Below are 26,647 nucleotides of genomic sequence, written 5' to 3'. Positions count from 1 at the left end.
TCGGGCGCGCTCCTAGCGTGCTGGTGTGACCTCCCGTCCCTCCCCGGGCCTGGCCCGGTTCAACGCCGCCGGCGCGGCGGAGGCGGCCGCCCTGCTGCGCGAGGTGTGCGCCAGCCGCTCCTGGGGCGCGGACGTGGCCGCCGGCCGCCCCTACGCGAGCGCCGAGGCGCTGCTCGCCGCCGGCGACACGGCGACGGCCCGACTGGGCGCGGACGCATTGGCCGAGGCGATGGCCGGGCACCCGCCGATCGGCCGGCCGAAGCCCGGCGACCCCGTCTCCGCCCGCGAGCAGAGCGGCGTGCCGGACTCCCTGCGCGCACGGCTGCTGGAGCTGAACCTCGCCTACCAGGAGCGGCACGGCCACGTCTTCCTCATCTGCGCCACCGGCCGCACGGGCGACGAGATGCTGGCCGCCCTGGCCGAGCGGATCGGGAACGACGCCGCCACCGAGCGCGGGGTCGTCCGCGCCGAGCTGGGAAAGATCAACCGCATCCGGCTCGCCCGGCTCGTCGCGCCCTTCGAGGAGGACCCCTCATGACGTCCGTGTCCACCCACGTCCTGGACACCAGCGCCGGCCGTCCCGCCGCGGACATCGCCGTCCACCTGGCGGTCCGCGCCGCCGGCGACGCCCCCTGGGTGCCGCACGGCGCCTCGGCGACGGACGCCGACGGCCGCTGCAAGGACCTGCCCGCCCTGCCCGGCGGCACGGCACACGCCCGCCTGGAGTTCGCCACCGGGCCGTACCTCGCCCGCACCGGCGCCGGGGACGGCGGGGCGTTCTTCCCGGAGGTGGCGGTCGTCCTCGCCGTGGAGCCGGGCGAGCACTACCACGTACCGCTGCTGCTCAACCCGTTCGGCTACTCCGTATACCGAGGGAGCTAGCACCTACATGTCGCCCACCCGCCTCGGCCAGAACCAGTACGGCAAAGCGGAGACCCGCGTCGTCCGGGTCACCCGCGAGGGCCGCACCCACCACATCAAGGACCTCAACGTCTCCGTCGCGCTGTCCGGCGCGATGGACGAGGTCCACTACTCCGGCAGCAACGTCGGCGTCCTGCCCACCGACACCACCAAGAACACGGTGTTCGCGTTCGCCCAGCAGTACGGGATCGCGTCCGCCGAGCAGTTCGGCATCCTGCTCGCCCGGCACTTTGTCACCAGTCAGGACTCGATCGGGCGGGCCAGGATCCGCATCGAGGAGTACGCCTGGGAACGCCTCACCGAGCAGCACTCGTTCGTCCGCAAGGGCCAGGAGACCCGCACCGCCGAGGTGACCTACGACGGCGCCGGCTGGCAGGTCGTCTCCGGGCTGAAGGACCTCGTCGTCATGAACTCCACCGACTCGGAGTTCTGGGGCTTCGTCAAGGACCGGTACACCACGCTCCGGGAGACCCGCGACCGCGTGCTCGCCACCGAGGTCAGCGCCCGCTGGCGGTTCAACTGGACCCGCGACGAGGACCCGGCCCCCCAGTGGGACGAGTCGTACGCGCAGGCCCGCCGCCATCTGCTGGAGGCCTTCGCCGGCACCTACTCACTGTCCCTGCAGCAGACGCTGTACGCGATGGGGGAGCGGGTCGTCGAGCACCGGCCGGAGATCGACGAGGTGCGGCTGTCGCTCCCCAACAAGCACCACTTCCCGGTCGACCTCGAACCGTTCGGCCTGAAGAACGACACCCCCGACAGCGCGGTGTACTTCGCCGCCGACCGCCCCTACGGCCTCATCGAAGGCACGGTCCTGCGCGAAGGGGCAGAGCCCCGTATCCCGGTGACGGACTGAGAGGCCCGACATGACCGCCGCAGTGCAGCGCACCGTCATCGAGAACTGCGCCGTCGCCACCGTCGACGCGCACGACACCGAGTACGCCGACGGCCATCTCGTCGTCGCCGGCAACCGCATCGAGTCCGTCGGCCCGGGCCGCGCCCCCGCCGGGCTGGAGGGCGTCGTCCGCAGGGTCGACGGCACCGGCCATCTGCTCACCCCGGGCCTGGTCAACACCCACCACCACTTCTACCAGTGGCTCACCCGGGGCCTGGCCACCGACCACCACCTCTTCGACTGGCTCGTCGCCCTCTACCCCACCTGGGCACGGATCGACGAGCGGATGACCCACGCGGCCGCCCAGGGCTCCCTCGCGATGATGGCGCGCGGCGGCGTCACCACCGCCATGGACCACCATTACGTCTTCCCGCGCGGCACGGGCGACCTGTCCGGCTCCATCATCTCGGCCGCCGCCGCCATGGGCGTGCGCTTCACCCTCGCCCGCGGCTCCATGGACCGGGGCGCGTCCGACGGCGGACTGCCGCCGGACTTCGCCGTCGAGACCCTGGACGGCGCGCTCGCCGCGACCGGGGCGACGATCGACGAGCACCACGACGCCTCCTTCGACGCCATGACACGGATCGCCGTCGCGCCCTGCTCCCCCTTCTCGGTCTCCACCGAACTGCTGCGCCAGGGCGCCGAACTGGCCCGGCGCAAGGGCGTGCGCCTGCACACCCACGGCAGCGAGACCGTGGAGGAGGAGCAGTTCTGCAAGGAACTGTTCGGCATGGGGCCGACGGACTACTTCGAGTCCACCGGCTGGCTCGGCGAGGACGTCTGGATGGCGCACTGCGTCCACATGAACGACGCCGACATCGCCGCCTTCGCCCGCACGCGGACCGGCGTCGCGCACTGCCCCTCCTCCAACGCCCGCCTCGCCGCGGGCATCGCCCGCGTCCCCGACCTGCTCGCGGCCGGCGTCCCCGTGGGGCTGGGCGTGGACGGCACCGCCTCCAACGAATCGGGCGAACTGCACACCGAGTTGCGCAACGCCCTGCTCGTCAACCGCCTCGGGCCGCACCGCGAGGCCGCACTGACAACCCGTCAGGCCCTGCGGCTGGGCACCTACGGCGGGGCCCAGGTCCTCGGCCGGGCCCAGGAGATCGGCTCGCTGGAACCGGGCAAGCTCGCCGACCTCGTCCTGTGGCGGATGGACACCCTCGCCCACGCCTCGATCGCCGACCCGGTCGCCGCCCTGGTCCTCGGGGCCGCGGCCCCCGTCACCCTCTCGCTGGTGAACGGCCTCCCGGTGGTGGAGGACGGCCGGCTGGTCACCGCCGACGAGGACGCCATCGCCCGCACCACCCGCGCCGAGGCCCTGCGCCTCGCCCGCATCGCGGGCCTTGCCGGCTGACCCGCGGGACCCCGGCGGGAATCGGGTGGAGCCGTTCGTACGGGCTCTGTTACGGTCCGGGGGCCGGCCGCGGGACTCCGGTGCGACTTCCGGAACCTGCCTATGAAGCAATGATTCGCTGCTCGTGCCCCCATTCCCCGGCCGGCGTCCTTGAACCGGGGGAGCAACGCCATGGGTGAGCGGGGGGCCGCCGTCGCGGCCGAGGACGTGCTGCTGTTCGTCAACGCGGCGATCACGGCCACCGGACAGCGCGAGTTCCGCGACAGCGCCGGGCAGCAGAGGCTGTCCCTGGACTTCCTCCACGCGTACATGCTGGGGAACTACCGCGACCTGTACGCCGGGGTGCTCGCCCTGGACATCAACGACCACAACGCGGTCCTGATCATCCGGCGGCTGCTGGAGACCGGGCGCGAGGCCACCGCCGTACAGCGCCGCCGCGAGGGCCGGCTGATCGCCGCACGGCTGGCGCTGCTGCCGCCGCAGCGGGCGTACGGGCTCTTCAAGGCACTGCGCCGGGCCGGGGTCAACAACCGGCGCACCCGCGCCATCGTCCGCGACTGGCTGGCCGCGCGCCCGGACCTCGCGTTCGACGCCGTCAAGTACCGCGGCGGCCTCCGGGAGACCCTGCGGCACACCCATCTCGCCCCCGCCGACGGCGAACTGGGCACGTTCGTCTTCCGGCCGCTGACCCGGGCCCGCTACGCCGCACCCCTGCTGGAGGCGTGGCGCCGTGCCCACTACGAGCAGGAGGCCCTGTACGACCTGCCCTACACCGTCGCCGAGGGCTTCGCCGCCAAGCACCGCATCCCCCGGGACGTCTTCCTGGAGCGCATCGCCCCGCGTATGACGCGTCTGGAGACCCTGCGCCTGCGCGAGTCCGCCCGGGAGCGCGGTGCCGCGACCGTGCCGGGCGAACCGGACCGCATGCCGCTGACCCGGCTCGCCTCGTACGTCCTGGCGCTGCCCCTGGACGAGCGCCGGCGCCGGCGCGACGAGCTGACCGGCGCCCTGGAGGCGTCCGCGGTGCGGCTGGCCGGACGGCACCGGGGCAGCTGGGGCCGGGTGACCGCCGTCCTGGACGACAGCTTCTCCGCCTCCGGCTCGGGCACCAAGCGCCGCCGTCCGCTGGCCGTCGCCCTGGCCTGCCACTACCTGCTCGCGGCCCTGGCCGGCCGCTACACCGGGCTGTGGACCTCCGGGCGCGAGGACGCGCTCCTGGTCCACCCGTACGGTCCGACCCCGCTGGGCCGGCGCGTGCTCGACGCCCTGGAGACCGAGCCCTCCCGGCTGGTGATCGTCTCCGACGGCTGGGACAACGCGCCCCCGGGCCTGGCCGCCGAGGTGCTGCGGGTGTGGCGCACCCGGCTCGATCCCGCCGGGCGCACCGCCGTCGTCCACCTCAACCCCGTCTACGACGCGGACGCCTTCGACGTGCGCCGGCTGTCGGCGGCCGTCGCCACGGCCGGTATCCGCGACGCCGAGGACCTGCCCGCGCTCGTGGAGATCGCCCAGTTCGCCGAGGGCCGCACGGACCTGGCCGAACTCACCGCCTACATGGACGCCCGCGCCGACCGCATGACGGCAGCCGACCCCCGGGAGCGTGCCCGGTGACCGCGATGGACCTGACCGGCCTGGAGACCCGTCCCTCCCAGGTGTGGGGCGCGGTGCGGCTGGTGCCGCTGGTGCGTCCCGCGCCCGTGGAGGACCTGCGGCTGCATCCGCGGATCCTGGGCGACGGCCCCTCGGTGGTGAGCGTCGGCCCGCGCGCGGCCTACTTCTCGTACATCCCGCACGCCTTCGTCGCCGACTGGACCGACGACGGCACTCCGGCGGCCGCCTACGGCACGCACCTGGCCGCCGCGGCCGACGCGGCGGCGCCCGCGACCTCCGCCCTGCGCTTCCACCGCAGGATGGCCCGCCGCGAGCAGAAGCACCGGCTGCGCTTCCTCCCGCTGCACACGGCCCTGGAGGGCTATCTGGCGCTGCACTTCGGCGGCCCCTCGTTCGCCTGGGAGGAGTGGTCGCACCGGGCGCTGCGCAGCGGACTGTCGCCGCGCGCCGAGCAGGCGTACACCGGGGCCGAAATCCCCGGGCTGGCCGACGCGCTGCGGGTCTTCGAGATCCACCCCGGGCAGTGCGGGGTGCTGCTCTACGTCGCCGACGCCCTGGCTGCCGTGTTCGTCGTGCCCCACCCGGACGACTACCGCGCGCTCCACCCCACCCTCGTGCAGGACCTGTACGGCGAACTCGTGCACCACTACGCGCTGCTGATGCCGCCGGTGCAGGAGTTCCGGGCCCACGTGGCCGACGAGGGCATCGACTCCCTCGCGGGGCTGCGCGCGGCGGCCGGGGAACAGGAGCGCGCCTGGGCCGATTTCCACGACACGACGATGGCCGCACAGGCGGCGGAGCAGGACGGGACCTGGCGCAGGGTGCACCGGATGGGGCCCTTCACGCTCGCCCGCTTCCTGCCGGAGTTCCGTCCCCGGCAGGAGAACCACATCGGCGAGGCCATCACGGACGCCGCCGGCCGGACCGTGTACCTCAAGACGTTCCGGCTCTCGGAGAGCCAGGTCCGCCGCGGCCACCTTCTCGACCGCATGGCCGCCCACGACTGGCACCTGGCGGACACCGCCGCCGGCCTCGGGATCGACGAGGCGGCCCTCGGCCTGCGGCTGGAGTCGGCCGGCTTCGGCTTCCTGCTCCGGCAGGACGTGCTCGACGGGTACCGCAGGCGGGCCGCGCCCCGCGGGCGGCGGAGCCGACGGTAGGCGTCCCCGGCCCCCGGCGCCCCGCCCGGCGTACAGTGACAAGGGAGTGCGGATCACCGCCCCGACGGTCCTGAGCAGGGAGAAGACCGTGCGGCTCCATGTCGGCCAGCGCCACGAACGGGTCATCTCACTGGTCCGCGAACGGGGCAGCCTGCGGGTCGCGGACCTCGCCGAGGAACTGGGTGTCTCCCCCGTCACCCTGCGCCGGGACGTCGAGACGCTCGCGACCCAGGGGAGACTGCGCCGCGTCCACGGCTCGGTCGTCTGGCCGTGCGCGGAGACCGGCGGCCGCGGAACCCCGGTCGCCACCCCGGCCCCCGCTCCCCCTCCCGCCGGGGCCCGGGACGCCGAGGGCCTGGTGGCCGGGATGCTGGTCCCCACGCTCGACCACCCCTTCGACCGGATCGTCCAGGGCGCCCGCGACGCGCTGGAGGCCCGCGGCGGGCGGCTGGTGCTCGGACTCTCCGGCCACGCCGAGGGCGACGCCGGGCAGGCCGGGCGACTGGTCGCCGCCGGCGCGGACGGGCTGCTGCTCGTCCCCGGCCCCGACGGCGACGGGCGCCTCACCGGGAACGGGGTGCCCGTGGTCCTCGTGGAGCGGCAGGCCCCGCCGGGCAGCCCCGCGGCCGAACTGGACCACGTCCGCTGCGACGCCGCGCACGGCGCGGCGACGGCCGTACGCCACCTGGCCTCGCTCGGCCACCGCTCGGTCGCGCTGGTGCTGCGCGACGCCGCCCCCGCCGGACACCTGCGGGCCGGCTGCACCGCCGCCGTCGAGGCGCTGGAGCTGACCCCGGCGCCCGGCTCGCCCTACAGCGCGCCCGCGTCGCTGCCGGAGGCCGAGCGGACCGCGCGGACGGCCGACCACCTGCGCGCGCTGGCCGAGGAGCACGGCGTGCGCGCGGTGCTCCTGCACGACGACCGGTTCGCGGTCGTGCTGGTCCCCCGGCTGCGGGAACTCGGTGTGCTCGTGCCCGAGGACCTGGCGATCGTCGTCCACGGCGACCGGGTGGCAGGCCTGGCCGACCCCCCGCTCACGGCTGTCGCACCGCCGGAGCGCGCGGTCGGCGAGACCGCGGCGGCGCTGCTGCTGCAGCGCATCGCCGAGCGCGGCAGCGGCGACTGCCGGCCGCGCGAACACCTCGGCCTGCTGCCCTCCTTGCGGGTACGCGCCTCATGCGGGGCGGTGCTCAGGGCCGCGGGTCGTGAGTGACGGCCAGCAGCGCCATGTCGTCGTTGCGGGGGCCGCCGGTGTGCAGGTGGACGTCGTCCAGCAGCATCTGGAGCAGTTCGGCGGGCCCGTCGTAGCGCACCCCGGCCAGCCGTGCGACCGGGTCGTAGAAGGTGCCGTCCGCGTTGCGCGCCTCGGTGACGCCGTCGGTGTGCATCAGCAAGGAGGCGCCGGGCGGGAAGCACAGGGTGTCCACCGCGGCCACCCCGGTCTCCAGGCCCATGCCGAGCGGCAGGGCGTGCTGCGAGGGCTCGGCGTAGTGGACCCGGCCCTCGCGGAGCACCAGCGGCGGCGGATGGCCCCGGTTGACCAGGCGCAGTTCCCCGCCCGGGGCGATCTCCACCAGGACGGCCGTGGTGAAGCCCTCCAGCCGGTCCAGGCCCTCGCGCCGCTCGGACTCCCGCCACAGGGCGCGGTCCATGCGTGCGGCCAGCCCGGCGAGCGTCGGCTCCTCGTCGGCCGCCATCCGGAACGCGCCCAGCACCACCGTGGCCGCCTCGACCGCGTCCATCCCCTTGCCGCGGACGTCGCCGATGACGCAGCGCAGCCCGAAGGGGGTCTCCTGCACGGCGTACAGGTCGCCGCCGATGTCCGCGTCCTGCTCGGCGGCCTCGTAGCGGGCGGCGATCCGGAACGGCCCGGCGCGCTCCGGCGGGTCGGGCAGCACCGCCCGCTGCACCGCCGCCGCGATGCCCCGCGCGGAGCGCACCCGCTCCTCGCGGATGTGCAGCACCCGGTTGATGAAGACCGCGACCGCCGCCACCGCCGTGATCGACAGCAGCTCGCTGACCCCGCCCGCCCCGTTGATGTAGCCGAAGTGGTTGAGGATGCCGGCGTCCGCCGCGATGGCCCCGATGCCGATCAGGCACGTGCCGCCCAGGGACATCAGCGGCGCGGCGATCATCGGGGCGACGGAGTAGAAGGCGGTTCCGCTGAACTCGGCGGGAGTCAGGTAGTCCACGAGGAAGCCGCCGACGAGCAGCACGACGGGCAGCAGCCGGACGTAGCGCGACACGTCCCTGCGGTCGTCGGTGCCGCCCTCGTCGACACGTGCCACGCGCGCGCTCCTGCCGTCCGTCCCGGCCCGCCGGGCTGTCGTCCCAGACTCCCCGGGTCCGTGCGACCCGGCCAGCGGTGGCCGCCCCCCGGGTGAACGGCCGTCCGCCGGGTGGCGCAGGCCGCGCCGGACGGCCAGGCTGGTGGCCAGTACACCGGCACAGGGAGTCCGACGATGATCCGCACCGACGCTCTCAACGAGCCCGCCGTCCGCGCGTTCGTCACGGCGGTCAACGCCGGTGACCGCGACGCCTTCCGCCGGGCCCTCACCGAGAACGCCACCATGTCGGACGACGGCTCCGACCACGCCCTCGACGAATGGGCCGACCGGGAGATCTTCGACTCCCACGGCCACATGGACGTCCAGTCGCAGGACGCGGCGGGCCGCACCCTGATCGCCGACTACCGCAACGACACCTGGGGCGAGATGCGCACCAAATGGCACTTCACCGTCGACGACGGGAAGATCAGCCGCTTCGACACCGGCCAGGCCTGACCGCCACGCCTCAGCGCGCCGCGTCCTCGCGGAAGACCAGGAAGTAGCGCCAGAACAGCAGCCGGCGCACCCGGCTGCCCGGCAGGAGGCGATCCGCCTCGGCGCGGACCTCCGTCAGGGACATCGTGGGCGGCCGGACCGGCGCGCGCACGGCGGGACGCGGGCGGCCGCGCAGCCGCTCCCGGACGGCGACGGAGAGCCGGGCGACGGCGTTGACGGGGACGGCGAGCAGGCTCACCGCCCGGTCGGCGGCGGTGCGTTCGCGGTAGCAGCCGAGGACGAGGAGCACTCCGTCCGGCGCGAGCGCCGCCCGCAGGGCGGTGACCGTGGCGAACGGCACGTGGTGCAGGCTCGCCAGGCAGGTGATCACGTCGTAGCGGCCCTCGGGCAGGCGGACGGCCGTCACGTCGGCGACCCGGAAGTCCACTCCGGGCGCCGTGCCGGCGGCCGCGACGGCCTCCTCGGAGACGTCGAGCGCCTCCACCCGCAGCCCCCGCTCCGCCAGTTCGCGCGCGAAGCGGCCGGTGCCGCAGCCCACGTCCAGCGCGGTGAGCGCGCCGGGCGGCACGCGGCTCAGCAACAGCCGGTGGTAGTGGTCGTTGTGGTCAAAAGGCATGCCCGGACCCTTCCCCTGCGGCCGGGCGGGCGAACGGCCGATCGGCCGGCCGCGGTCCGGACGGGCGGGCGGCCACGCACCGTGGTGCGCGGGAGGAAGGCGGGCACTGCGACGGCATGGCGGTGATCATGCCAGGCGCACCGGGACCGGCGCGCGCCGGTCTCCCCGGGCCGACGGGCCCCGGCCCGCGGTGCCGGGACCCGGGGTCCGGGGCGGCTCGCTCTCAGTCGAGCAATTCGTAGGCGGGCAGGGTGAGGAAGTCGACGTAGGTCTCGTCGAGCGCGGTCCTCAGCAGCAGGTCGTGGGCCTGCTGCCAGCGGCCCGCCGCAAACGCCTCGTCGCCCGTCTCGGCGCGGATGGCGGCGAGTTCCCGGCTCGCCACGGCGCGCACCAGCTCGGCGGTGGCCTTCTCGCCGTTGTCGGCGAAGACGACGCCCGCGTCGACCCACTGCCAGATCTGCGAGCGGGAGATCTCGGCGGTGGCGGCGTCCTCCATGAGGTTGAAGATGGCGACCGCGCCCGTGCCCCGCAGCCACGCCTCGATGTAGCGGGTGCCGACCTGGACGGCGTTGCGCAGCCCCTCGTACGTGGGCTTCGCCCCGATCGAGTCGACGGCCAGCAGGTCGGCGGCGGTGACGTGGACGTCCTCGCGCAGCCGGTCCTTCTGGTGCGGCCGGTCGCCGAGGACCGCGTCGAAACAGGCGCGGGCGATCGGCACCAGGTCGGGGTGGGCGACCCAGGAGCCGTCGAAGCCGTCGCCGGCCTCCCGGTCCTTGTCGGCCTTGACCTTCTCGAAGGCGACCGCGTTGACCTCGGCGTCGCGCCGGGACGGGATGAAGGCGGCCATGCCGCCGATGGCGTGGGCGCCGCGCTTGTGGCAGGTGCGGACCAGCAGTTCGGTGTAGGCGCGCATGAAGGGGGCGGTCATCGTCACGGCGTTGCGGTCGGGCAGCACGAAGCGCTCGCCCGCGTCGCGGAAGTTCTTGACGATGGAGAACAGGTAGTCCCAGCGGCCCGCGTTGAGGCCGGAGGCGTGGTCGCGCAGTTCGTAGAGGATCTCCTCCATCTCGAAGGCCGCGGTGATCGTCTCGATGAGGACGGTGGCGCGGATCGTGCCCTGCGCGATGCCCAGGTGGTCCTGTGCGAAGACGAACACGTCGTTCCACAGCCGGGCTTCGAGGTGCGACTCGGTCTTGGGGAGGTAGAAGTACGGGCCCTTGCCCTTGGCGAGCAGCCGGTGCGCGTTGTGGAAGAAGTACAGCCCGAAGTCGACCAGGGCGCCGGGGACGGGCTCGCCGTCGACGGTGAGGTGGCGCTCGTCGAGGTGCCAGCCGCGGGGGCGGGTGACGACGGTGGCGAGTTCGGCCTCGTCCTTCAGCGTGTACGCCTTGCCCTCGGGGGAGGTGAAGTCGATGCGGCGCTCGTAGGCGTCGATCAGGCTGATCTGCCCGCCGACGACGTTCTCCCAGGTGGGGGCGGAGGCGTCCTCGAAGTCGGCCAGCCAGATCCGGGCGCCGGAGTTGAGGGCGTTGACGGTCATCCTGCGGTCGGTGGGGCCGGTGATCTCCACCCGGCGGTCGGTGAGCGCGGCCGGGGCGTCCGCGACCCGCCAGTCGCCCTCGCGGATGTGCGCGGTGTCCGGGAGGAAGTCCAGGGTGCCGGTCCGGGCGATCTCCGCCCGGCGCTCCTTCCGGCGGGCGAGGAGTTCGGCGCGGCGCGGCGCGAAGCGGTGGTGGAGCTCGCCGAGGAAGGCCAGCGCCGCGTCGGTCAGCACCTCCTCCGCGCGCTCGACGGGAGGCGCGGTGCCGGCGACGACGGCGTGCGGGGAAGGCCCTGCTCCTGCTGCGGACATGAAGCTGATCTCCTCTGGCTGCGGCTGCTCCCGCCGCGCGGGGACGCGGCACGGCGGAGGTGCGGGCGGCCCGGGTACCGGGCGGCTGCGGGGGCGCGGCGTGGCACGCGGTGCCGGGCCCGCCGGGAGTGGCCGCGGGGCGCCCTGGCCGACGGGCGCTTCTGCTGCGTGGAGCATAGTTTTTGCATTGCGGAACTTCAACGTTTTGTAGCACCGGGCGCGGGCGGCCGCGGCCCCCCGCCGAGGCGCCACAGGTCGTCCGGGGTGTCGATGTCGCCGGGGAGCGCGACATCCGCGCACTCGACGAGGACGATCTCCGCCTCGTGCCGCCCCAGGTACGAGCGTGCCCCCTCGTCGCCCGCCGCACTCGCCGCGATCGCGGGCCAGTGGCCGGCGCCCAGCAGGACCGGATGCCCGCGCCTGCCGCCGTACGCGGCCGCGGCCAGCGTCGCCGGCGAGGCGTACGCCGCCGCCACCCGCGCCACGGCCCGCGCGCCCACACCCGGCTGGTCCACGAGCGTGACCACCGCAGCCCGCGCCCCCGTGCCCGCCAGCGACGTCAGACCGGCCCGCAGCGAGGACCCCATGCCCTGCTCCCAGTCCGGGTTCCCGACCACCGTGCAGCCGTCCAGCACCGCCCGCGCCCGCACTTCGGCGGCCGCCGCGCCCAGCACGATGTGCACCGGGGCGCAGCCGCCCTCGCGCAGCGCCCGCGCGGCGTGCTCCACCAGCGGGCGGCCCTCGTACTCCAGCAGCGCCTTCGGCCGCCCGCCGAGCCGGCGGCCGCCGCCCGCGGCCAGCAGCAGCCCGGCGACGGCGGTGCCCGTTCCGTTCGAACCGTCCCGTTCCACGCTCCCTGGATACCGTGGATGGCGGGCGAGGAAAAGGACCTCCCATGACGAACTGGCTCATCGCCGTGCGGCACGGCGAGAGCACCGCGAACGCGGCCTTCGCGCGCGGTGTCTCCCCGGAGGGCGTCCGGGACGCCGACGTCGGCCTCACCGATCGCGGCCGCGAGCAGGCGGCGCGGCTCGCCGGGGAGCTGCTGGCGCTCGGCGACGGTACTCCCGGCACGGTGCTCTGCTCCCCGTACCGGCGCGCCCGGCAGACCCTCGACGTCCTCGACGCCGTCCACAGGGCCGCCGGTCACCCGCTGCCCCCGGCGTCCTACGAGCCCCGGCTGCGCGACCGCGGTACGGGCGCGCTGGAACTGCTCACGCCGCAGGCGGTCCGGGAACGCTTTCCCCAGGAGGCCGCCCGGCGTGCGCGGGAGGGCGAGCAGGCCTACCGGCCGCCGGGCGGGGGCGAGTCGATGGACGACGTCGCCCTGCGCGTGCGGTCCGTGCTGGACGGCCTCCCCGCGGGCGGGGACGGCGCGCCGGTGCTGCTGGTCGCCCACGACGCCGTCGTGCTGATGATCCGTCACCTGCTGGGGCCGCCCCTGCCGGAGGAGGGGGCGTACGTCGCCAACGGCTCGTTCGCGCGCTGGGGGCACGGTGCCGGCGGGTGGCGGCTCGCCGACTGGAACCGAACACCGCCCGCCGTTCGTTGACTGTCGGCAAGTCGCCTCGTGCGAGAGGAACTTACGGCTGATTTCGCTGTCCGTATAGCGAGGGAAGCGCTCCGTCGCGTTTACTGTCCTCCCCGATGCGGCCCGGGTGGGGCCGGACCCGCACGGATGTGTACAACGGGGGTCGGACAATGGGGGACACAGCAGTGGTCAAGGACATGGCGGCCCGTGCGGCCCTGGACGGGGACGGCGCCGAGGATCCGAGGGCAGCCGCGCTGCGTGCGGCGGTCTCCCACTGCCGCCGCGCGCTCGCCGCGTACCGCTCGAACTTACCGGACCGTCACATCGCGGAGGACGAACTCGCCGCGCTGGCGTCCGCGGCCGCCGCCGGTGTGCCCGACGTCCCGCGGCTGCGCCGCGGGCTCCTGGTCGTCACCAGCGCCCTCGGCTCCGTCAGCGCCCTGTCCGCCGCTCTGACGGAGGTGCGGCGCGCGATCGAACTCTTCGGCGCGCCGCCCTCCGCGGACTGAGCCCGGCTCAGCCGAGTTCGGCCAGCCGCCGCGCGGCGGCGGCGCAGCGGCTCTCGATCCACGCCGCGGACGCGGCCTCCGGCGGCATCACGATCACGCTCTCGATGCCGAGGGCGGCGTAGCCGGTCATCTCCTTGGTGAAGGTGTCCAGGTCCCCGTCGCGCAACGCGCTTCCGGCGTACAGCATCGTCTTGCGGACGGAGTCGTAGTCCCGGTCCGCCTCGTCGCAGTGCCGGCGGAGCACGTCCAGCTTGTGCGCGACGTCGTCGTGCGAGGAGCTGAACAGATTGCACGCGTCCGCGTAACGGGCCACCAGCCGCAGCGTCTTGCGCTCCCCGCCGCCGCCGACCATGACCTCGGGGTGCGGGGCGCTGACCGGCGCCGGGGTGCAGCGGGTCTCCGCGAGCCGGTAGTGCTTGCCCTCGAACGGCCCGTTGTCCTCCTGGTCCCACATCTGGAGGCACACGCGCAGCGTCTCCTCCAGGCGCTCGAAGCGCTCCGCGAGGGTCGGGAAGGGCACGCCCAGGCCCAGGTGCTCGCGCTCGTACCACGCGGCGCCCAGCCCCAGGGTGGCCCGGCCGCCGGACAGCACGTCGAGCGTCGTGGCGATCTTGGCCAGCAGCCCCGGGTGCCGGTACGTCGTCCCCGTGACCAGTACGCCGAGCCGCACGGAGGAGGTGCGGGCGGCGAGATAGCCCAGGGTCGTGTAGCACTCCAGCATGGCCGCCTCGGCGCCGCCGTTGTGCTCCATCTGGAAGTAGTGGTCCATCACCGACAGCCACCCCACCCCGGCGGCCTCCGCGGCGGCCCCGGCCTCCGCCAGCGCCGGGCCCAGCGCGGCGGGTCCTTCCGGGTGGTCGAACTTCGTGAGATGCAGGCCCAGTTGCACGGTCACTCCCCGCCTCGGGTCGTTGTCGCGGACCCGGACGACGCTAGTTCTTGGAGCGCACTCCAGGTCAACCCCTCACGCGGGGTCCGCGGTGCCGGCGAGGGCCGCGGACAGGGAGCGGGCCGCGGCCTGGAGGACGGGGACGATCTTCTCGGTGGCGGCGTCGGTGACGCGGCCCGCCGGTCCGGAGACCGAGATGGCGGCGGCGGTGGGGGAGCCGGGGACGGTGACGGCGAGGCAGCGGACGCCCATCTCCTGCTCGTTGTCGTCCACGGCGTAGCCCTGCGCGCGGATGTGCGCGAGTTCGGCGAGGAAGGCGTCCGGGTCGGTGATGGTCCGCTCCGTCGCGGCCGGCATGCCGGTGCGGGCCAGCAGCGCGCGCACCTCCTCGGGCGGGACCTGGGCCAGCAGCGCCTTGCCGACGCCGGTGGAGTGGGGCAGGACCCGGCGTCCGACCTCGGTGAACATCCGCATGGAGTGGCGCGAGGGGACCTGGGCGACGTAGACGACCTCGTCGCCGTCGAGCAGGGCCATGTTGGCGGTCTCGCCGGTCGCGTCCACCAGTTCGGCGAGGCAGGGGCGGGCCCAGGTGCCCAGCAGGCGGGAGGCGGTCTCGCCGAGGCGGATCAGCCGGGGGCCCAGCGCGTAGCGCCGGTTGGGCTGCTGCCGTACGTAGCCGCAGTCGACGAGGGTCCGCATGAGGCGGTGGATGGTGGGCAGCGGCAGCCCGCTTCCGGTGGCCAGCTCGCTGAGGCCGACCTCGCCCCCCGCGTCGGCCATCCGCTCGAGCAGGTCGAAGGCGCGTTCAAGTGACTGGACGCCCCCGGCGCGGTCTGACGCCACGGTTCCTCCCCAGGCGGACGATGTGGTGGTGCAGCCTACCGGCGGTCTCGCGGCCGTGATCGTCGTCGGCCGCGTCCTTGTGCGGAGCGACGCGACGGCCGCGATGGAAGCCGGATTCCGTTGTGCGGAATCCGTCAACCTTACTCGGGAAGTTGCCGGCCCGCGCGCCGTCCGCCCGTCCCGGGCACCCGGCCGGGTCTTGACGGGTCGTACGGCTGGGCGGAGGATCTGATTCAACAGAACGTTGAATTCCCGTGCGACGCCGGTGGAACCAGGGGAAGGGGGACGGGTGCCCGAGGCCACTGTCGCGACCGCCCTGGTGCTGCGCTCCACGCGGGTCGTCACCCCCGAGGCCGAACGCCCCGCCGACGTGGCCGTGGCCGGCGGCAGGATCGCCGCCGTCCTGCCGTACGGGAGCGCGCCCCCGCCGGGCGCCCGCCTGGTCGACCTGGGGCACGACGCGCTGCTTCCCGGCCTGGTCGACACCCACGTGCACATCAACGACCCCGGCCGCAGCGAGTGGGAGGGCTTCGCGACCGCGACCCGCGCGGCCGCCGCGGGCGGCGTCACCACGCTGATCGACATGCCGCTCAACAGCGTGCCGCCGACCACCACCACCGCGCACCTGGACCTCAAGCGCGACACCGCGCGCGGCCGGGTGCACACCGACGTCGGCTTCTGGGGCGGCGCCGTCCCCGGCAACGTCAAGGACCTGCGGCCGCTCCACGAGGCCGGCGTCTTCGGGTTCAAGTGCTTCCTGCTGCCCTCCGGGGTCGAGGAGTTCCCGCACCTGGCGCCCGCGGAACTGGCGGAGGCGATGGCCGAGATCGCCCGCTTCGACGGGCTGCTGATCGTGCACGCCGAGGACCCCGTACTCATCGACGGCGCCCCGCCGCCCTCGGGCCGCGCCTACGCCGGCTTCCTCGCCTCCCGCCCGCGCGCCGCCGAGAACACCGCGATCGAGGGCCTGATCGCGCTCGCCCGCCGCCACGACTGCCGGGTGCACGTGCTCCACCTGTCCTCGGCGGAGGCACTGCCCATGATCGCCGCAGCCCGCGACGAAGGCGTACGCCTGACGGCCGAGAGCTGCCCGCACTATCTGACGCTCACCGCCGAGGAGGTGCCCGACGGCGCCACCGAGTTCAAGTGCTGCCCGCCGATCCGCGAGGCGGCCAACCGGGACGCCCTCTGGCAGGGCCTGCTCGGCGGCGTCGTCGACTGCGTCGTCTCCGACCACTCGCCGTCCACGGCCGACCTCAAGCACCTCGGCACCGGCGACTTCGGCGCGGCCTGGGGCGGCATCTCCTCCCTCCAGATCGGCCTGCCCGCGCTGTGGACCGAGGCCCGCAGGCGTGGCGCCTCGCTCGGCGACGTGGTGCGGTGGATGGCACAGGGCCCCGCGCGCCTCGCGGGCCTGAGCACGAAGGGCGCGATCGCGCCCGGCTACGACGCCGACTTCGCCGTCCTGGCGCCCGACGAGAGCTTCACCGTGGACCCCGCCGCACTCCACCACCGCAACCCGGTCACCGCCTACGCGGGCCGTACCCTCCAGGGGGTCGTCCGCGGCACCTGGCTGCGCGGCGAACCGGTCGCGGGCGACGGCGGCCCCTTCGGCCGCCTCATCACGAGGGAGGACGCGTGAGCGCCGTGCCCCGGTACACCGGCGCCGCCCAGCCGTACCCCGGAGGGGACCCCTGGGCCGACTACCGCGGCGCCGACCTGCCGTTCACGGGGCTGCCCGACCTTGCCGACCGGCGCCTGGGAGCCGCCGTCATCGCGGCCAACGACGAGTTCTTCGCCGAGCGGGAGAACCTGCTCGTCCCCGAACGCCCCGAGTTCCGGCCCGAGCACTTCGGCCACAAGGGGCAGGTCATGGACGGCTGGGAGACCCGCCGCCGGCGCGGCAGCGGTGCCGACAGCCCGCACCCCGGCGACGCCGACCACGACTGGGCGCTGGTCCGCCTCGCCGCGCCCGGCGTCGTCCGCGGCCTGGTCGTGGACACGGCCCACTTCCGGGGCAACCACCCCCGGGAGGTCTCCGTCGAGGCCACCTCCGCGCCGCTGTCCGCCGCGCCCGAGGACCTGCTCGCGGGCGGCGTGGAGTGGACCGGACTGGTGCCGCGCACGGCCGTCGGCGGCCACGCCGCCAACGGCTTCGAGGTGGCCGTGGAGCGGCGCTTCACCCACCTGCGGCTCCGGCAGTACCCCGACGGGGGCATCGCGCGGCTGCGCGTCCACGGCGAGATCGTGCCCGACCCCGCGTGGCTGGCGGCGCTCGGCACCTTCGACCTGGTCGCCCTGGAGAACGGCGGCGCCCCCGAGGACGTCTCCGACCGCTTCTACTCCTCGCCGGTCAACCCGATCCTGCCGGGGAAGTCCCGCCGCATGGGCGACGGCTGGGAGACCCGGCGCCGCCGCGACCAGGGCCACGACTGGGTCCGCTACCGGCTCGCGGAACAGGGCGTCGTCCGCGCCGTCGAGATCGACACCGGCTACTACAAGGGCAACGCCGCAGGCTGGGCGGCACTGCTGGGCCGCGACGGCGGCAGCGGCGAGTGGTTCACGATCCTGCCCCGCACCGCCCTGCAACCCGACACCGTCCACCGGTTCCTGGTCGTGGCGCCCGCCGCGACCCATGTGCGGATCGAGACCTATCCGGACGGCGGCGTCGCGCGGCTGCGGCTGTGGGGCTCCCTGACGGACGCGGGCGCGGCCCGGCTCGCCCGTCGCTGGGAGTCCCTGGCCTGACGCGGCGTCGGGGTCGGCGTGAGGCGGCCCATCTCGGGACCCACCGCAGATACGCCGAGGCCGCCCCGACCTGACGGTCGGTCGTGTCGGCGTGCCACGTCAGGGGTTGGCGGGCACCAGCCGCACCAGGCCCAGCGAGGTGCCGTCGCCGGCCTCCACCTCGACGGCGCGGACCGCCCAACGTCCGGGAGGCAGCGGGACGCAGGCCTGTCGGGGCAGGTCGCCGCCGGGGTGTTCGACGCCCTGCGGACTGCCCGCCTCGGCCGAGTCCATGAGTACCGCGGGCCCGTCGGTGTCCCATGTCCCGCACTGCTCCCACGTGATGCCCGGATCCGCGAGTACGGCCTCGGCCGCCTCGGTCAATTCGGCCTCGGAGCCGCCACCGAGCCAACGCAGGAAGGTCCGGTGTGCCGGGAGGTAACGCGTGGTGGCGGGCTGGTCCCCCAGGACCAACGCCACGGCGCCGTCCCGGCCGACGGGTATCACCCCCGCCAGGCCGTCCACGGCGCAGGCCCGGTCGTAGTCGTCAGGGACGTCTCCGTCGCCCACGACCATCCCCGCTTCCGTGCAGCCGCCCCAGGCGGGCAGCGCGGAGACGGGCACGACGATCAGCGGACCGCCCGTCGACTCCACCCACTCCGGCACGCGGCGGGTCCCGGCGGCGGCGTCGGGTGGGAACACGTACATGGCACAAGTGTGCCGACCACCACTGACAGCGCCGCCGTGAGCCCGGGCGACGTGCCCGGCGCACGGAGCGGCCGGTCCGGGCCCCGGGGTGGCGTACCGCTCGGCCGCCCGCTCAGGGCATGGTGCCGCGCGGCGCCGGCGTCTCCCTCGAACGCCGGCGCCGCGCGGGTCGGGTCAGCCCACCGGGGTGAGCCGGAAGGACTGGGCGGTGGTGCCGTTGCAGGTGTACTGCTGGATCCTGGCCCCGTCGGTGACGGCGGCGGCGGCGACGTCCAGGCACTTGGCGCTGTGCCGGGCGGTGAACACGTAGGAGCCGTCCGGCTGGCGCACCGGCTTCCACTGCTGGTTCGTGCCCGAGGACCACTGCCAGGTCTGCACCGGTACGGAGTCGCCCGTCGCGGACGCACCGCCCGTCACGTCCCAGACCTGCTCCGTGGCGGCCGCGTTGCGGTTCACCACCCGGTAGTAGCCGCTGTCGGTCGCGCGGAACTGCCACTGCTGGTTGGTCTGCCCGGCGACGCAGCTCCACTGCTGTACGACCGTGCCGTTGGCGGTGCCGCGGTCCTTGGCGTCCACGCACTTGCCCGAGCCGGCGCCGGTCACCTGGTACCAGGCGGAGGTGCTGATGCCGTCCCCGTCCCCGCCGCCGTCGCCGGTCGGCGCGCCGGACCAGGTGAAGGTCGTCGTGGCACGGGACGGCAGGCTGTAGGAGAAGTGCTGCCCGTTCTCGCGGACGGTGACCTGCTGGGTGGACGACGAGGAGTTGTGGGTGACCAGCACCCGCTGCCCGTCACTGTTGACGAACGCGGTGTTCCACACCGGGTCCGTGGCGTTGCTGCCGATCCGCACCGCGCCCGCCCGGACGAACTTCGTCAGCTGCCCCATCGTGTAGTACTCGACGGTGTAGTCGACCTGGCCGCTGCGCGCGTCCCCGTTGTGCACCGTGATCAGCCCGCTGCAGCTGTCGCAGCCGCCCGCGTGCGGGCCTCTGGCCTGGTCCAGCGCCAGTGACCACTTCACGTACGAGCGGGCCCAGTTGCGGGTGAAGCCGGTGATGTCGCGCAGGTCCTCCAGTTGCTGGTCGCCCACCCAGGTGCCGCCGGAGTGCTCGGTCTCGTACTGCGGGACGCCCGGGTACTGGCCCTGGATCGTGCTGCCCAGGGCGTAGTTCGGCGGGGTCGGTGTGTAGCCGTGCCAGGCCACGCCTCCGAACAGCGGGTCGCCGCGCAACGCGGCGTCGGCGAGCTGGCCGGCGCCGGTGGTGTTCCAGTCGCCGTGGTTCCAGTCGTGGATCAGCGTCCTGGTGGTGATCCCGGCGGAGCGGAAGGCGGGGAAGAGATGGTTCCTGGTGAAGTCCAGCAGCGTGGCCGCCGTCCACTCCATCGTGGGGTACGTGCTGTTCGCGCCGCAGCACTGCGGCTCGTTCTGCACGGACACGTAGTCGATGTGGACACCGCGCTGCTCGTACGCCTGGAGGTACTTCACGAAGTACTGCGCGTACATGTCGTAGAACTCCGGCTTCAGCTTGCCCATCTGGGTGAGCTTGCCGTTGTCCTTCATCCACGCCGGCGCCGACCACGGCACCGCCATGATCTTCAGGTCCGGGTTGAGCCGGCGTGCCTGCTGGGTGAGCGGCAGGACGTCGGCGAGGTCCTTCGCTATGGAGAAGTCGGCCAGGTCGCAGCAGGTGTCGTCGTACGTGTAGTGGCTGCGGGCGATGTCCGAGGCGCCCATGGGGTTGCGCAGGAAGCCCAGCCCGATGCCGTCGGTGGGGGAGAAGAGCTTGCTCATGGTGGCGTCGCGGGTGGCCGCCGACAGGGCGCCGGAGGAGTTCATCAGCCACGCGGCGCTGTCGGTGAAGGAGGCCCCGCCGCCCTCGAAGGGCTGGTAACGGGCGGCGGGGTCGACCGTGACGACCGTCCCGCCGCTGCCGTTGCCCGCCTCGAAGGCGGTCGGGGCCTGGGCCTGGAGGCCCTTGACGACCGTGCTGCCGTCCGAGGTGGTGGTCATGGTGACCTGCACGGCGGTGGCGGCCGCCGCGCTCGGGCCGGCCGCGGATAACACGGCGAAGGCCGCGGCGACCGCCGCCAGGACGGCGATCACCCTTCTGATGTGGGGGTGTTGTCGCATCGCGTGCTCCTTGTGGGGAAGGACATGGGGGTGCGTGCGAGGGAGATCGGCGGGCGCGGCGGCGCCCCGGGGGGTCAGGCCGCGCTGCGGGCGCGGCTGCGGTGGGCGGCGATGATGTCGGCGTAGCGGCTGCCGCTGCCCTTGACGGTGCGCTTCTGGGTCTCGTAGTCGACGTGGACGAGCCCGAAGCGCTTGGCGTAGCCGTACGCCCACTCGAAGTTGTCCAGCAGCGACCACGCGAAGTAGCCGGCCAGCGGGGCGCCGGCGCGCACCGCGCGCCCGCAGGCCGCCAGGTGCTCCTCCAGGTAGGCGGTGCGCTCGGGGTCGTGGACCTGGCCGTCGGGGCCGACACGGTCCTCGTACGCCGAGCCGTTCTCCGTGACGTAGATCTTCTGCGCGCCGTACTCCTCGGTCAGCCGCATGAGCAGCTTCTCCAGGCCGTCGGCGTGCACCTCCCAGTCCATCGCGGTGCGGCGGACGTCCGGGATGCGCAGGGCGCGGGTGTGCGGGACCGGCCCGGTGGGGTCGTCGGCGACGATCTCGCGGAAGTAGTAGTTGAGGCCCAGCCAGTCCAGCGGAGCGGCGATGGTCTCCATGTCGCCGTCGTGGACGGGCAGGTCGACCCCGTAGAGCTTGAGCATGTCCTCGGGGTAGCCGCGGCCGTGGATCGGGTCGAGCCACCAGCGGTTGGTGTGGCCGTCGGCGCGCAGTGCGGCGGCGACGTCCTCGGGCCGGTCGGAGGCGGGCTCGGAGGGGCTGAGGTTGTTGACGATGCCGATCTGGGCGTGCGGGACGGCGGCGCGCAGCGCCTGCACGGCCAGACCGTGGCCCAGGTGCAGGTGGTACGAGGCCCGCACGGCGGCGGTCAGGTCGGTGAGGCCCGGGGCCATCACGCCCTGAAGGTGCCCGATCCAGGCCGAGCACAGCGGCTCGTTGAGGGTCGCCCAGTGGGTGACGCGGTCGCCGAGGCGCTCGGCCACCACCGAGGCGTACTCGGCGAAGCGCAGCGCGGTCTCGCGCTCCGGCCAGCCGCCGCGGTCCTGCTGCGCCTGCGGGAGGTCCCAGTGGTAGAGCGTCGGGAAGGGGGTGATGCCCGCTTCCAGCAGCCCGTCGACGAGCCGGTCGTAGAAGGCCAGGCCCGCCGGGTTGACCTCGCCGCCGCCCTGGGGCATCACCCGGGGCCAGGCGATGGAGAAGCGGTACGCGTCGAGGCCCAGGCGCCGCATCAGGCCGATGTCCTCGGGCCAGCGGTGGTAGTGGTCGCAGGCGGTGTCGCCGGTGTCGCCGCCGGCGACCTTGCCGGGGGTGCGGGAGAAGGTGTCCCAGATGGAGGGCGCGCGGCCGTCCTCGGCCACGGCGCCTTCGATCTGGTACGAGGCCGTCGCGGCGCCCCACACGAAGCCGGCGGGGAGCGCACTGAGGTCGGATGTCACGGACTGCCTTTCGGAGGGGGGAACGGGGGTGCGGCCGGCGCTCACTTGACGGCGCCGGCCGTCAGGCCCGCGACGAGGTAGCGCTGCAGCAGCAGGAACCCGGCGACCACGGGCACGCTCACCACGAGCGAGGCGGCCATGACCTGGTTCCAGTACACGTCGGTCTGCGTGGCGTAGCCCTGCAGGCCGACGGCGAGGGTGCGGGTGGTGTCGTTGGTCATGACCGAGGCGAAGAGGACCTCGCCCCACGCGGTCATGAAGGCGTAGACGGACACCGCGACGATGCCGGGCACCGCGGCCGGGACGACGACCCGGAACAGCGCGCCGAGCGGGCCGTTGCCGTCGACGAGGGCGGCCTCGTCCAGGTCCCGGGGGATCGAGTCGAAGTAGCCCGCCAGCATCCAGATGGAGAAGGGGAGCGAGAAGGTGAGGTAGGTCAGGATCAGGCCGCCCCGGCTGCCGTACAGCGCGATGCCGGTGGCGTTCCCGAGGTTGACGAAGATCAGGAAGAGCGGCAGCAGGAAGAGGATGCCGGGGAACATCTGGGTGGACAGGATCGTCACCGTGAAGAAGCGCCGGCCCGCGAAGCGGTAGCGGCTGACCGCGTACGCCGCGAAGATCGCCACCGTGACCGAGGCGACGGTGGCGCCCGCCGAGACGATCAGCGAGTTCAGGAAGTAGCGGGCCAGCGGCACGGTGTGCCAGATGTCCGCGTACGGCCGCAGCGTGAAGCCGCTCGGGAACCAGCGGAACGGCCCCTGTACGTCCTGGAGGGGCTTCAGCGACGAGACCACCATCACGAAGACGGGGGCCAGTGCGAAGGCCGCCAGCAGCGTCAGCACGATGCGCCGCGTCCACACGAAGGAGCGGGGCGAGGCCATGGGGCTGCGGATGTCAGTCATCCTGCCTCCTCAGGGAGGTGACGAGCAGGTAGAGCGCCGTCACGACGAGCAGGAAGAGCAGCAGGAGCACGGACATCGCCGAGCCGGAGCCGAAGTTCCAGGTCACGAAGGACGACTGGTAGATGTGGATCGAGATCAGGTCCGCCGCGTCCGGCGCGGCCCGCCCGAACAGCACGTAGGGCGTGTTGAAGTCGTTGAACGTCCACAGGAACAGCACGAGCACCAGCACCAGGTTCACCGGCCGCAGCGAGGGCAGCGTGATCCGGCGGATCTGCTGCCAGATCCCGGCGCCGTCCATCGCCGCCGCCTCGTACAGCTCGCGCGGGATGTTCTGCAGTCCGGCCATCAGGCACAGGAAGGCGAACGGCCACTGGCGCCACACGGAGACGGTGACCAGCGCCCAGAAGCTGTTGTCGCCGATCAGCCAGAAGGGCTTGCCGGAGGTGAGGTGCAACTGGTCGTGCAGGACGTGGTTGATCATGCCGGTGTCGCGCTGGAACATGAACGACCAGGTGATCACCGCCGCGTAGACCGGCAGCGCGTACGGGACGAGGAAGACCCCGCGCAGCAGCCCCCGGCCCCGGAACGTGTCCTGCATGAGGATCGCGGCGGCGGTGCCGAACAGCCAGGACAGCGCCACGGCCAGCAGGGTGAACTCGCACGTGACGACGAAGGAGTTGAGCAGGTCCTTGCCGACGGGCGCGCTGAAGTCGACCGCCACACGGTAGTTGCCCAGGCCCTTCCAGGGCGCGGCCGACCAGTCGCTGATGAAGAACTGCGTGAGCTCCTTGAAGCTCATCACCACGCCGACGACCATCGGGATCAGGTGGATCAGCAGCTCCAGCGCGAGCGCGGGCAGCAGCAGCACGTACGGCAGGGAGCCGCGACGCACCCGCGCGGAGAGCCCGAACAGGCGCCGGCGGGGCCTTCCCCCGGCGGCCCGCCGGCCGCCGGAGGAAGGAGACTTCGGGGTGTGCCGTACGGGCGGCACGGTGGTGGTCATGGGGTGCTCCGTGCTCACGAGGCCGGCATCTGCTGCTGGGCCTTCTCGAGGGCGGCCTTGACGCTGTCGGTGGTGACCGGCTGCCCGGCGGCGGCCGCGGCGAAGAGGTCCTTCATCGCGGTGCCGACGGTGGTCTCGAACTGGCTCTCGTTGGCGACCTGCGGGAGCGGTGCGGCACTGTTGGCGAGCGCGTCGGCGAGCACCTTCAGGTCCGGCGTCGAGAAGGCCGCGTCGGACTGGGCCGCCTTGACCGGCGGGAGCGAGCCGTAGGTCCCGTTGAGGATCTTCTGCTCGTCGTCGCTGGTCATGAACTTCACGAACTTCAGGGCGCCGTCGACGTTCTTGGTCTTGTTGAAGACGGCGAGGTTGATGCCGGCGACCATCGAGTTGACGGCGGTGTCACCGGTGGCGCCCTTGGTCTGGAACGGCACCTGGGCGACGCCGTAGTCCTCGGGCTTCATGCCGTGGGACTTCAGCGAGGACCCGGCGGCCTGCCACAGCAGCATGCCGGCCTTGCCGGTGGCGAAGTCGGCGACCGACTGGTTGGCCGCGTACTCGGCGTTGCCGGGGGCGGCGATCTTGTCGTTGGCGATGAAGTCGATGTACTGCTTGACCGCCGCGACCGCCTCGGGGGTGGTGAAGGTCGGCTTGCCGGAGGCGTCGAAGAAGTCGGCGCCGTGCTGCTTGCCGAAGACGAAGGCGTGGTGGACGTTCTCCGAGAGGTTGCCGCCCTCGACCGCGAGGCCGTACTTGCCGCCCTTGGTCAGCTTCTTGCCGTCCGCGACGAGCTCGTCCCAGGTGGCCGGCGGCGCGGCGATGCCGGCGTCGGCGAACATCTTCTTGTTGTAGTAGAGCCCGTACGCCAGCGAGTACAGCGGGACCGCGGCCGGGTCCTTGCCCTCGGCGCCGGTCGCGCCGAGCGCGGCGTCGACGAAGCGGTCCTTGCCGCCGATGGCGTCGAACGCCTTGGCGTCGAACGGCATCAGCGCGTTGGTGGCCTGGAGCGACGCCGACCAGGTGTTGCCTATGTTGAGCACGTCCGGGCCCTGACCGGAAGTGGCGGCGGCGAGGATCCGGTTGAGGAGGTCGGACCAGGGGACGACCTCCAGCTTGACCTTGATGCCGGTCTGCTTCTCGAACTTCGCGAGCTCGGGCTCCAGGACTTCCTTGTCGTTCTCCAGGCTGCTGCCCTGGTTGCTGGCCCAGTAGGTCAGCGTCTTGGAACCGCCGCCGCTGCTGTCGGTCGAGGAGCCGCCGCCGCAGGCGGTGGCTGAGGCGATGAGCGCGGCCGCGACTGCGGCGGCGGCCGTCGTACGGATGATGTGCATGACCGGGGACCCTCTCAGGGGGTGATGACTTCGGGAGATGAAGAGCGTCACGCCTTAATTCAAGGCGTGATTTAACGTCTGAGAAAACCTGGCGTCAAGACTTGGCGCAGCGATAGATTCAGCCGGGGAGGGAACACCATGGCAGACCGAAGCAAGCGCACCGTCCGTGACCTGCGGCGGGGCAACCGTTCGTCGATCCTGCGCCACCTCTACTTCGAAGGCCCGCTCAGCCGTCAAGAGTTGGCCAGGGACACCGGCCTCAGTACGGGCTCGATCAGCAACGTGGTCGCCGAGCTCATCGGGGACGGAGTGGTGGAGGAGGCCGGCTCGGTGGAGTCCGACGGCGGCCGCCCGCGCGTGATGCTCAAGGTGGCTCCGCGGCACGGCTTCGTCATCGGTGTCGACGTCGGCGAGACCGGCGTCCGGGTCACCCTCTTCGACCTCGCCCTGACCGAACTCTCCTCCACCGAACGGCCGCTGGCCGACAGCGGCCACGACGTCTCCCTGGTCGTGCGGCTGATCCTCGAAGGGCTCGCGGCGGTCCTGGAGGACAGCCAGGCCGACCCCGCGCACGTACTCGGCGTCGGCATCGGCGTGCCCGGCATCGTCGAGCAGGGCACCGGCGGCGCCGGCGCGGTCGTGCACGGCCAGACCATCGACTGGGACGCCGTCCCGCTCGGCGCGCTGCTCGCCGAGGGCACCGATCTCCCCCTCCACATCGACAACGGCGCCAAGACCCTCGGCCAGGCCGAGCTGTGGTTCGGCGCCGGCCGCGGCGCCCGCAGCGCCGTGATCGCCCTGCTCGGTTCCGGGGTCGGCGCCTGCGTCGTCGCCGAGGGCAAGCCCTACCGCGGGGCCAGCAGCAGCGCCGGCGAATGGGGCCACACGACCCTCCAGGTCGGCGGGCGCCTCTGCCGCTGCGGGTCCCGCGGCTGCCTGGAGGCGTACGTCGGCGCCGAGGCCCTCATCGACCGCTGGGGCGCGGACGCCCCGGCCGGGGTCAGCGAGGAGACGGCGATCGCCGCCCTCGTCGCCGCGGCCGAGGCCGGCGACCGCACGGCGGTGGAACTGCTCGACGAGACCGCGGAGTACCTCGGCGCGGGCATCGCCGACCTCGTCAACCTCTTCAACCCCGAGCGGATCGTGCTCGCCGGCTGGACCGGTCTGATGATCGGGCCCCGGCTGCTGCCCGCCGTCCGCGAGGCCACGGCCGCGTACGCGCTGCGCCACCCCTGCGCCCAGACCTCGATCGAGCTCGGGCTGCTCGGCCCCGACGCGGTCACCGTCGGCGCGGCCACCCTGCCGCTCGCCCGCTTCCTCGACGCCGGGGGCCGGGCGCCCGCCCCCGCCCCCCGGCCCGAGGAGCATGCGGAACCGAATCGTCCGGGCCGGTCGTTGTCAGGGACGTCCGCCTGAAGCAGCCCACCCCCAGAACGACCCGGAGACCGC

25 protein-coding genes are annotated in these 26,647 nt (G+C 73.6%); 13 read left to right on the top strand and 12 right to left on the bottom strand.

Translation table 11 applies throughout. The features are described 5' to 3' along the window. The first annotated feature begins 25 nt into the window (after positions 1-25). From uraD to ABZ883_RS23405, 7 genes are all read left to right on the top strand, one after another. Positions 26-538, top strand: coding sequence for a 2-oxo-4-hydroxy-4-carboxy-5-ureidoimidazoline decarboxylase (gene uraD, locus ABZ883_RS23435; RefSeq protein WP_360909042.1), 513 nt, complete (start codon positions 26-28; stop codon positions 536-538). Then, positions 535-882, top strand: a complete 348-nt coding sequence (gene uraH, locus ABZ883_RS23430; protein ID WP_360909040.1) for a hydroxyisourate hydrolase — start codon at positions 535-537, stop codon at positions 880-882. Before uraD ends, uraH begins: the two co-directional genes overlap by 4 nt. 7 nt (positions 883-889) lie before the next feature. Then, positions 890-1,777 carry a factor-independent urate hydroxylase gene (gene pucL, locus ABZ883_RS23425; RefSeq protein ID WP_360909038.1) on the top strand — a complete coding sequence of 296 codons (888 nt, stop codon included), beginning with the start codon at positions 890-892 and terminating at the stop codon, positions 1,775-1,777. Between the two features lie 10 nt (positions 1,778-1,787). Continuing rightward, complete coding sequence (locus ABZ883_RS23420) at positions 1,788-3,173, top strand: 8-oxoguanine deaminase (RefSeq protein ID WP_360909036.1); 1,386 nt, start codon at positions 1,788-1,790, stop codon at positions 3,171-3,173. A 171-nt stretch (positions 3,174-3,344) separates the two neighbouring features. After that, complete coding sequence (locus tag ABZ883_RS23415) at positions 3,345-4,784, top strand: hypothetical protein (RefSeq protein ID WP_360909034.1); 1,440 nt, start codon at positions 3,345-3,347, stop codon at positions 4,782-4,784. After that, complete coding sequence (locus ABZ883_RS23410; RefSeq protein WP_360909032.1) at positions 4,781-5,944, top strand: hypothetical protein; 1,164 nt, start codon at positions 4,781-4,783, stop codon at positions 5,942-5,944. The genes ABZ883_RS23415 and ABZ883_RS23410 overlap by 4 nt, the downstream gene beginning before the upstream one ends. An 88-nt stretch (positions 5,945-6,032) precedes the next feature. After that, entirely contained in the window at positions 6,033-7,157 is a 1,125-nt protein-coding gene (locus ABZ883_RS23405; protein ID WP_360909193.1) for a substrate-binding domain-containing protein, read from the top strand. On the opposite strand, the gene ABZ883_RS23400 is transcribed toward ABZ883_RS23405, so the two are convergent. Then, the gene (locus tag ABZ883_RS23400) at positions 7,135-8,232 is read right to left on the bottom strand and encodes a PP2C family protein-serine/threonine phosphatase (protein WP_360909030.1); all 1,098 of its coding nucleotides are present in this window, start codon (positions 8,230-8,232) and stop codon (positions 7,135-7,137) included. The two genes, ABZ883_RS23405 and ABZ883_RS23400, sit on opposite strands and share 23 nt — an antisense overlap. 174 nt (positions 8,233-8,406) lie before the next feature. On the opposite strand from ABZ883_RS23400, the gene ABZ883_RS23395 reads away from it, so the two are divergent. Next, positions 8,407-8,727, top strand: a complete 321-nt coding sequence (locus tag ABZ883_RS23395) for a nuclear transport factor 2 family protein (protein WP_360909027.1) — start codon at positions 8,407-8,409, stop codon at positions 8,725-8,727. A gap of 10 nt (positions 8,728-8,737) precedes the next feature. Here ABZ883_RS23395 and ABZ883_RS23390 read toward each other — a convergent pair whose 3' ends face one another. The 3 genes from ABZ883_RS23390 to ABZ883_RS23380 all read right to left on the bottom strand — a co-directional run bounded on the left by ABZ883_RS23390 (position 8,738) and on the right by ABZ883_RS23380 (position 12,046). Next, complete coding sequence (locus ABZ883_RS23390; protein WP_360909025.1) at positions 8,738-9,343, bottom strand: class I SAM-dependent methyltransferase; 606 nt, start codon at positions 9,341-9,343, stop codon at positions 8,738-8,740. A 223-nt stretch (positions 9,344-9,566) separates the two neighbouring features. After that, positions 9,567-11,195 (bottom strand): malate synthase A, encoded by a 1,629-nt coding sequence (aceB, locus tag ABZ883_RS23385; protein ID WP_360909023.1) that lies wholly within the window; start codon positions 11,193-11,195, stop codon positions 9,567-9,569. Positions 11,196-11,392: 197 nt separating this feature from the next. Then, positions 11,393-12,046 carry a nucleotidyltransferase family protein gene (locus ABZ883_RS23380; protein ID WP_360909020.1) on the bottom strand — a complete coding sequence of 218 codons (654 nt, stop codon included), beginning with the start codon at positions 12,044-12,046 and terminating at the stop codon, positions 11,393-11,395. A gap of 44 nt (positions 12,047-12,090) precedes the next feature. On the opposite strand from ABZ883_RS23380, the gene ABZ883_RS23375 reads away from it, so the two are divergent. Both ABZ883_RS23375 and ABZ883_RS23370 read left to right on the top strand, forming a co-directional pair. Further along, positions 12,091-12,747 carry a histidine phosphatase family protein gene (locus ABZ883_RS23375; protein WP_360909018.1) on the top strand — a complete coding sequence of 219 codons (657 nt, stop codon included), beginning with the start codon at positions 12,091-12,093 and terminating at the stop codon, positions 12,745-12,747. A 176-nt stretch (positions 12,748-12,923) separates the two neighbouring features. Next, on the top strand, positions 12,924-13,235 hold the full coding sequence (locus ABZ883_RS23370; RefSeq protein WP_360909192.1) for a DUF5955 family protein: 312 nt from the start codon (positions 12,924-12,926) through the stop codon (positions 13,233-13,235). A 7-nt stretch (positions 13,236-13,242) separates the two neighbouring features. Here ABZ883_RS23370 and ABZ883_RS23365 read toward each other — a convergent pair whose 3' ends face one another. Then, the gene (locus ABZ883_RS23365; RefSeq protein WP_360909015.1) at positions 13,243-14,124 is read right to left on the bottom strand and encodes an LLM class F420-dependent oxidoreductase; all 882 of its coding nucleotides are present in this window, start codon (positions 14,122-14,124) and stop codon (positions 13,243-13,245) included. 75 nt (positions 14,125-14,199) lie between these two features. Beyond that, positions 14,200-14,967, bottom strand: a complete 768-nt coding sequence (locus ABZ883_RS23360; RefSeq protein ID WP_360909013.1) for an IclR family transcriptional regulator — start codon at positions 14,965-14,967, stop codon at positions 14,200-14,202. A gap of 289 nt (positions 14,968-15,256) precedes the next feature. Between ABZ883_RS23360 and allB the strand changes: the two genes are divergently transcribed. Next, positions 15,257-16,609, top strand: a complete 1,353-nt coding sequence (gene allB / locus ABZ883_RS23355; protein ID WP_360909011.1) for an allantoinase AllB — start codon at positions 15,257-15,259, stop codon at positions 16,607-16,609. Next, positions 16,606-17,715, top strand: a complete 1,110-nt coding sequence (gene alc, locus ABZ883_RS23350) for an allantoicase (protein WP_360909009.1) — start codon at positions 16,606-16,608, stop codon at positions 17,713-17,715. The genes allB and alc overlap by 4 nt, the downstream gene beginning before the upstream one ends. 99 nt (positions 17,716-17,814) lie before the next feature. On the opposite strand, the gene ABZ883_RS23345 is transcribed toward alc, so the two are convergent. From ABZ883_RS23345 to ABZ883_RS23320, 6 genes are all read right to left on the bottom strand, one after another. Then, entirely contained in the window at positions 17,815-18,402 is a 588-nt protein-coding gene (locus ABZ883_RS23345; protein ID WP_360909007.1) for an Imm21 family immunity protein, read from the bottom strand. A 174-nt stretch (positions 18,403-18,576) separates the two neighbouring features. Next, complete coding sequence (locus tag ABZ883_RS23340; RefSeq protein WP_360909005.1) at positions 18,577-20,532, bottom strand: RICIN domain-containing protein; 1,956 nt, start codon at positions 20,530-20,532, stop codon at positions 18,577-18,579. Positions 20,533-20,606: 74 nt separating this feature from the next. Beyond that, positions 20,607-21,965, bottom strand: a complete 1,359-nt coding sequence (locus ABZ883_RS23335) for a GH1 family beta-glucosidase (protein WP_360909003.1) — start codon at positions 21,963-21,965, stop codon at positions 20,607-20,609. Between the two features lie 41 nt (positions 21,966-22,006). Beyond that, positions 22,007-22,867, bottom strand: coding sequence for a carbohydrate ABC transporter permease (locus tag ABZ883_RS23330; RefSeq protein ID WP_360909001.1), 861 nt, complete (start codon positions 22,865-22,867; stop codon positions 22,007-22,009). Continuing rightward, positions 22,860-23,870 (bottom strand): sugar ABC transporter permease, encoded by a 1,011-nt coding sequence (locus ABZ883_RS23325; protein WP_360908999.1) that lies wholly within the window; start codon positions 23,868-23,870, stop codon positions 22,860-22,862. The genes ABZ883_RS23330 and ABZ883_RS23325 overlap by 8 nt, the downstream gene beginning before the upstream one ends. 14 nt (positions 23,871-23,884) lie before the next feature. Then, positions 23,885-25,198, bottom strand: a complete 1,314-nt coding sequence (locus ABZ883_RS23320) for a sugar ABC transporter substrate-binding protein (RefSeq protein WP_360908997.1) — start codon at positions 25,196-25,198, stop codon at positions 23,885-23,887. A 138-nt stretch (positions 25,199-25,336) separates the two neighbouring features. Here ABZ883_RS23320 and ABZ883_RS23315 point away from each other — a divergent pair, with 138 nt between their 5' ends. Continuing rightward, entirely contained in the window at positions 25,337-26,614 is a 1,278-nt protein-coding gene (locus ABZ883_RS23315) for an ROK family transcriptional regulator (RefSeq protein ID WP_360908995.1), read from the top strand. Positions 26,615-26,647: the final 33 nt, after the last annotated feature.

Origin of the sequence: Streptomyces sp. NPDC046977 (assembly GCF_040644455.1) — a bacterium.
GTDB lineage: Bacteria > Actinomycetota > Actinomycetes > Streptomycetales > Streptomycetaceae > Actinacidiphila.
This window is presented reverse-complemented; position numbering and strand designations above follow the sequence as displayed.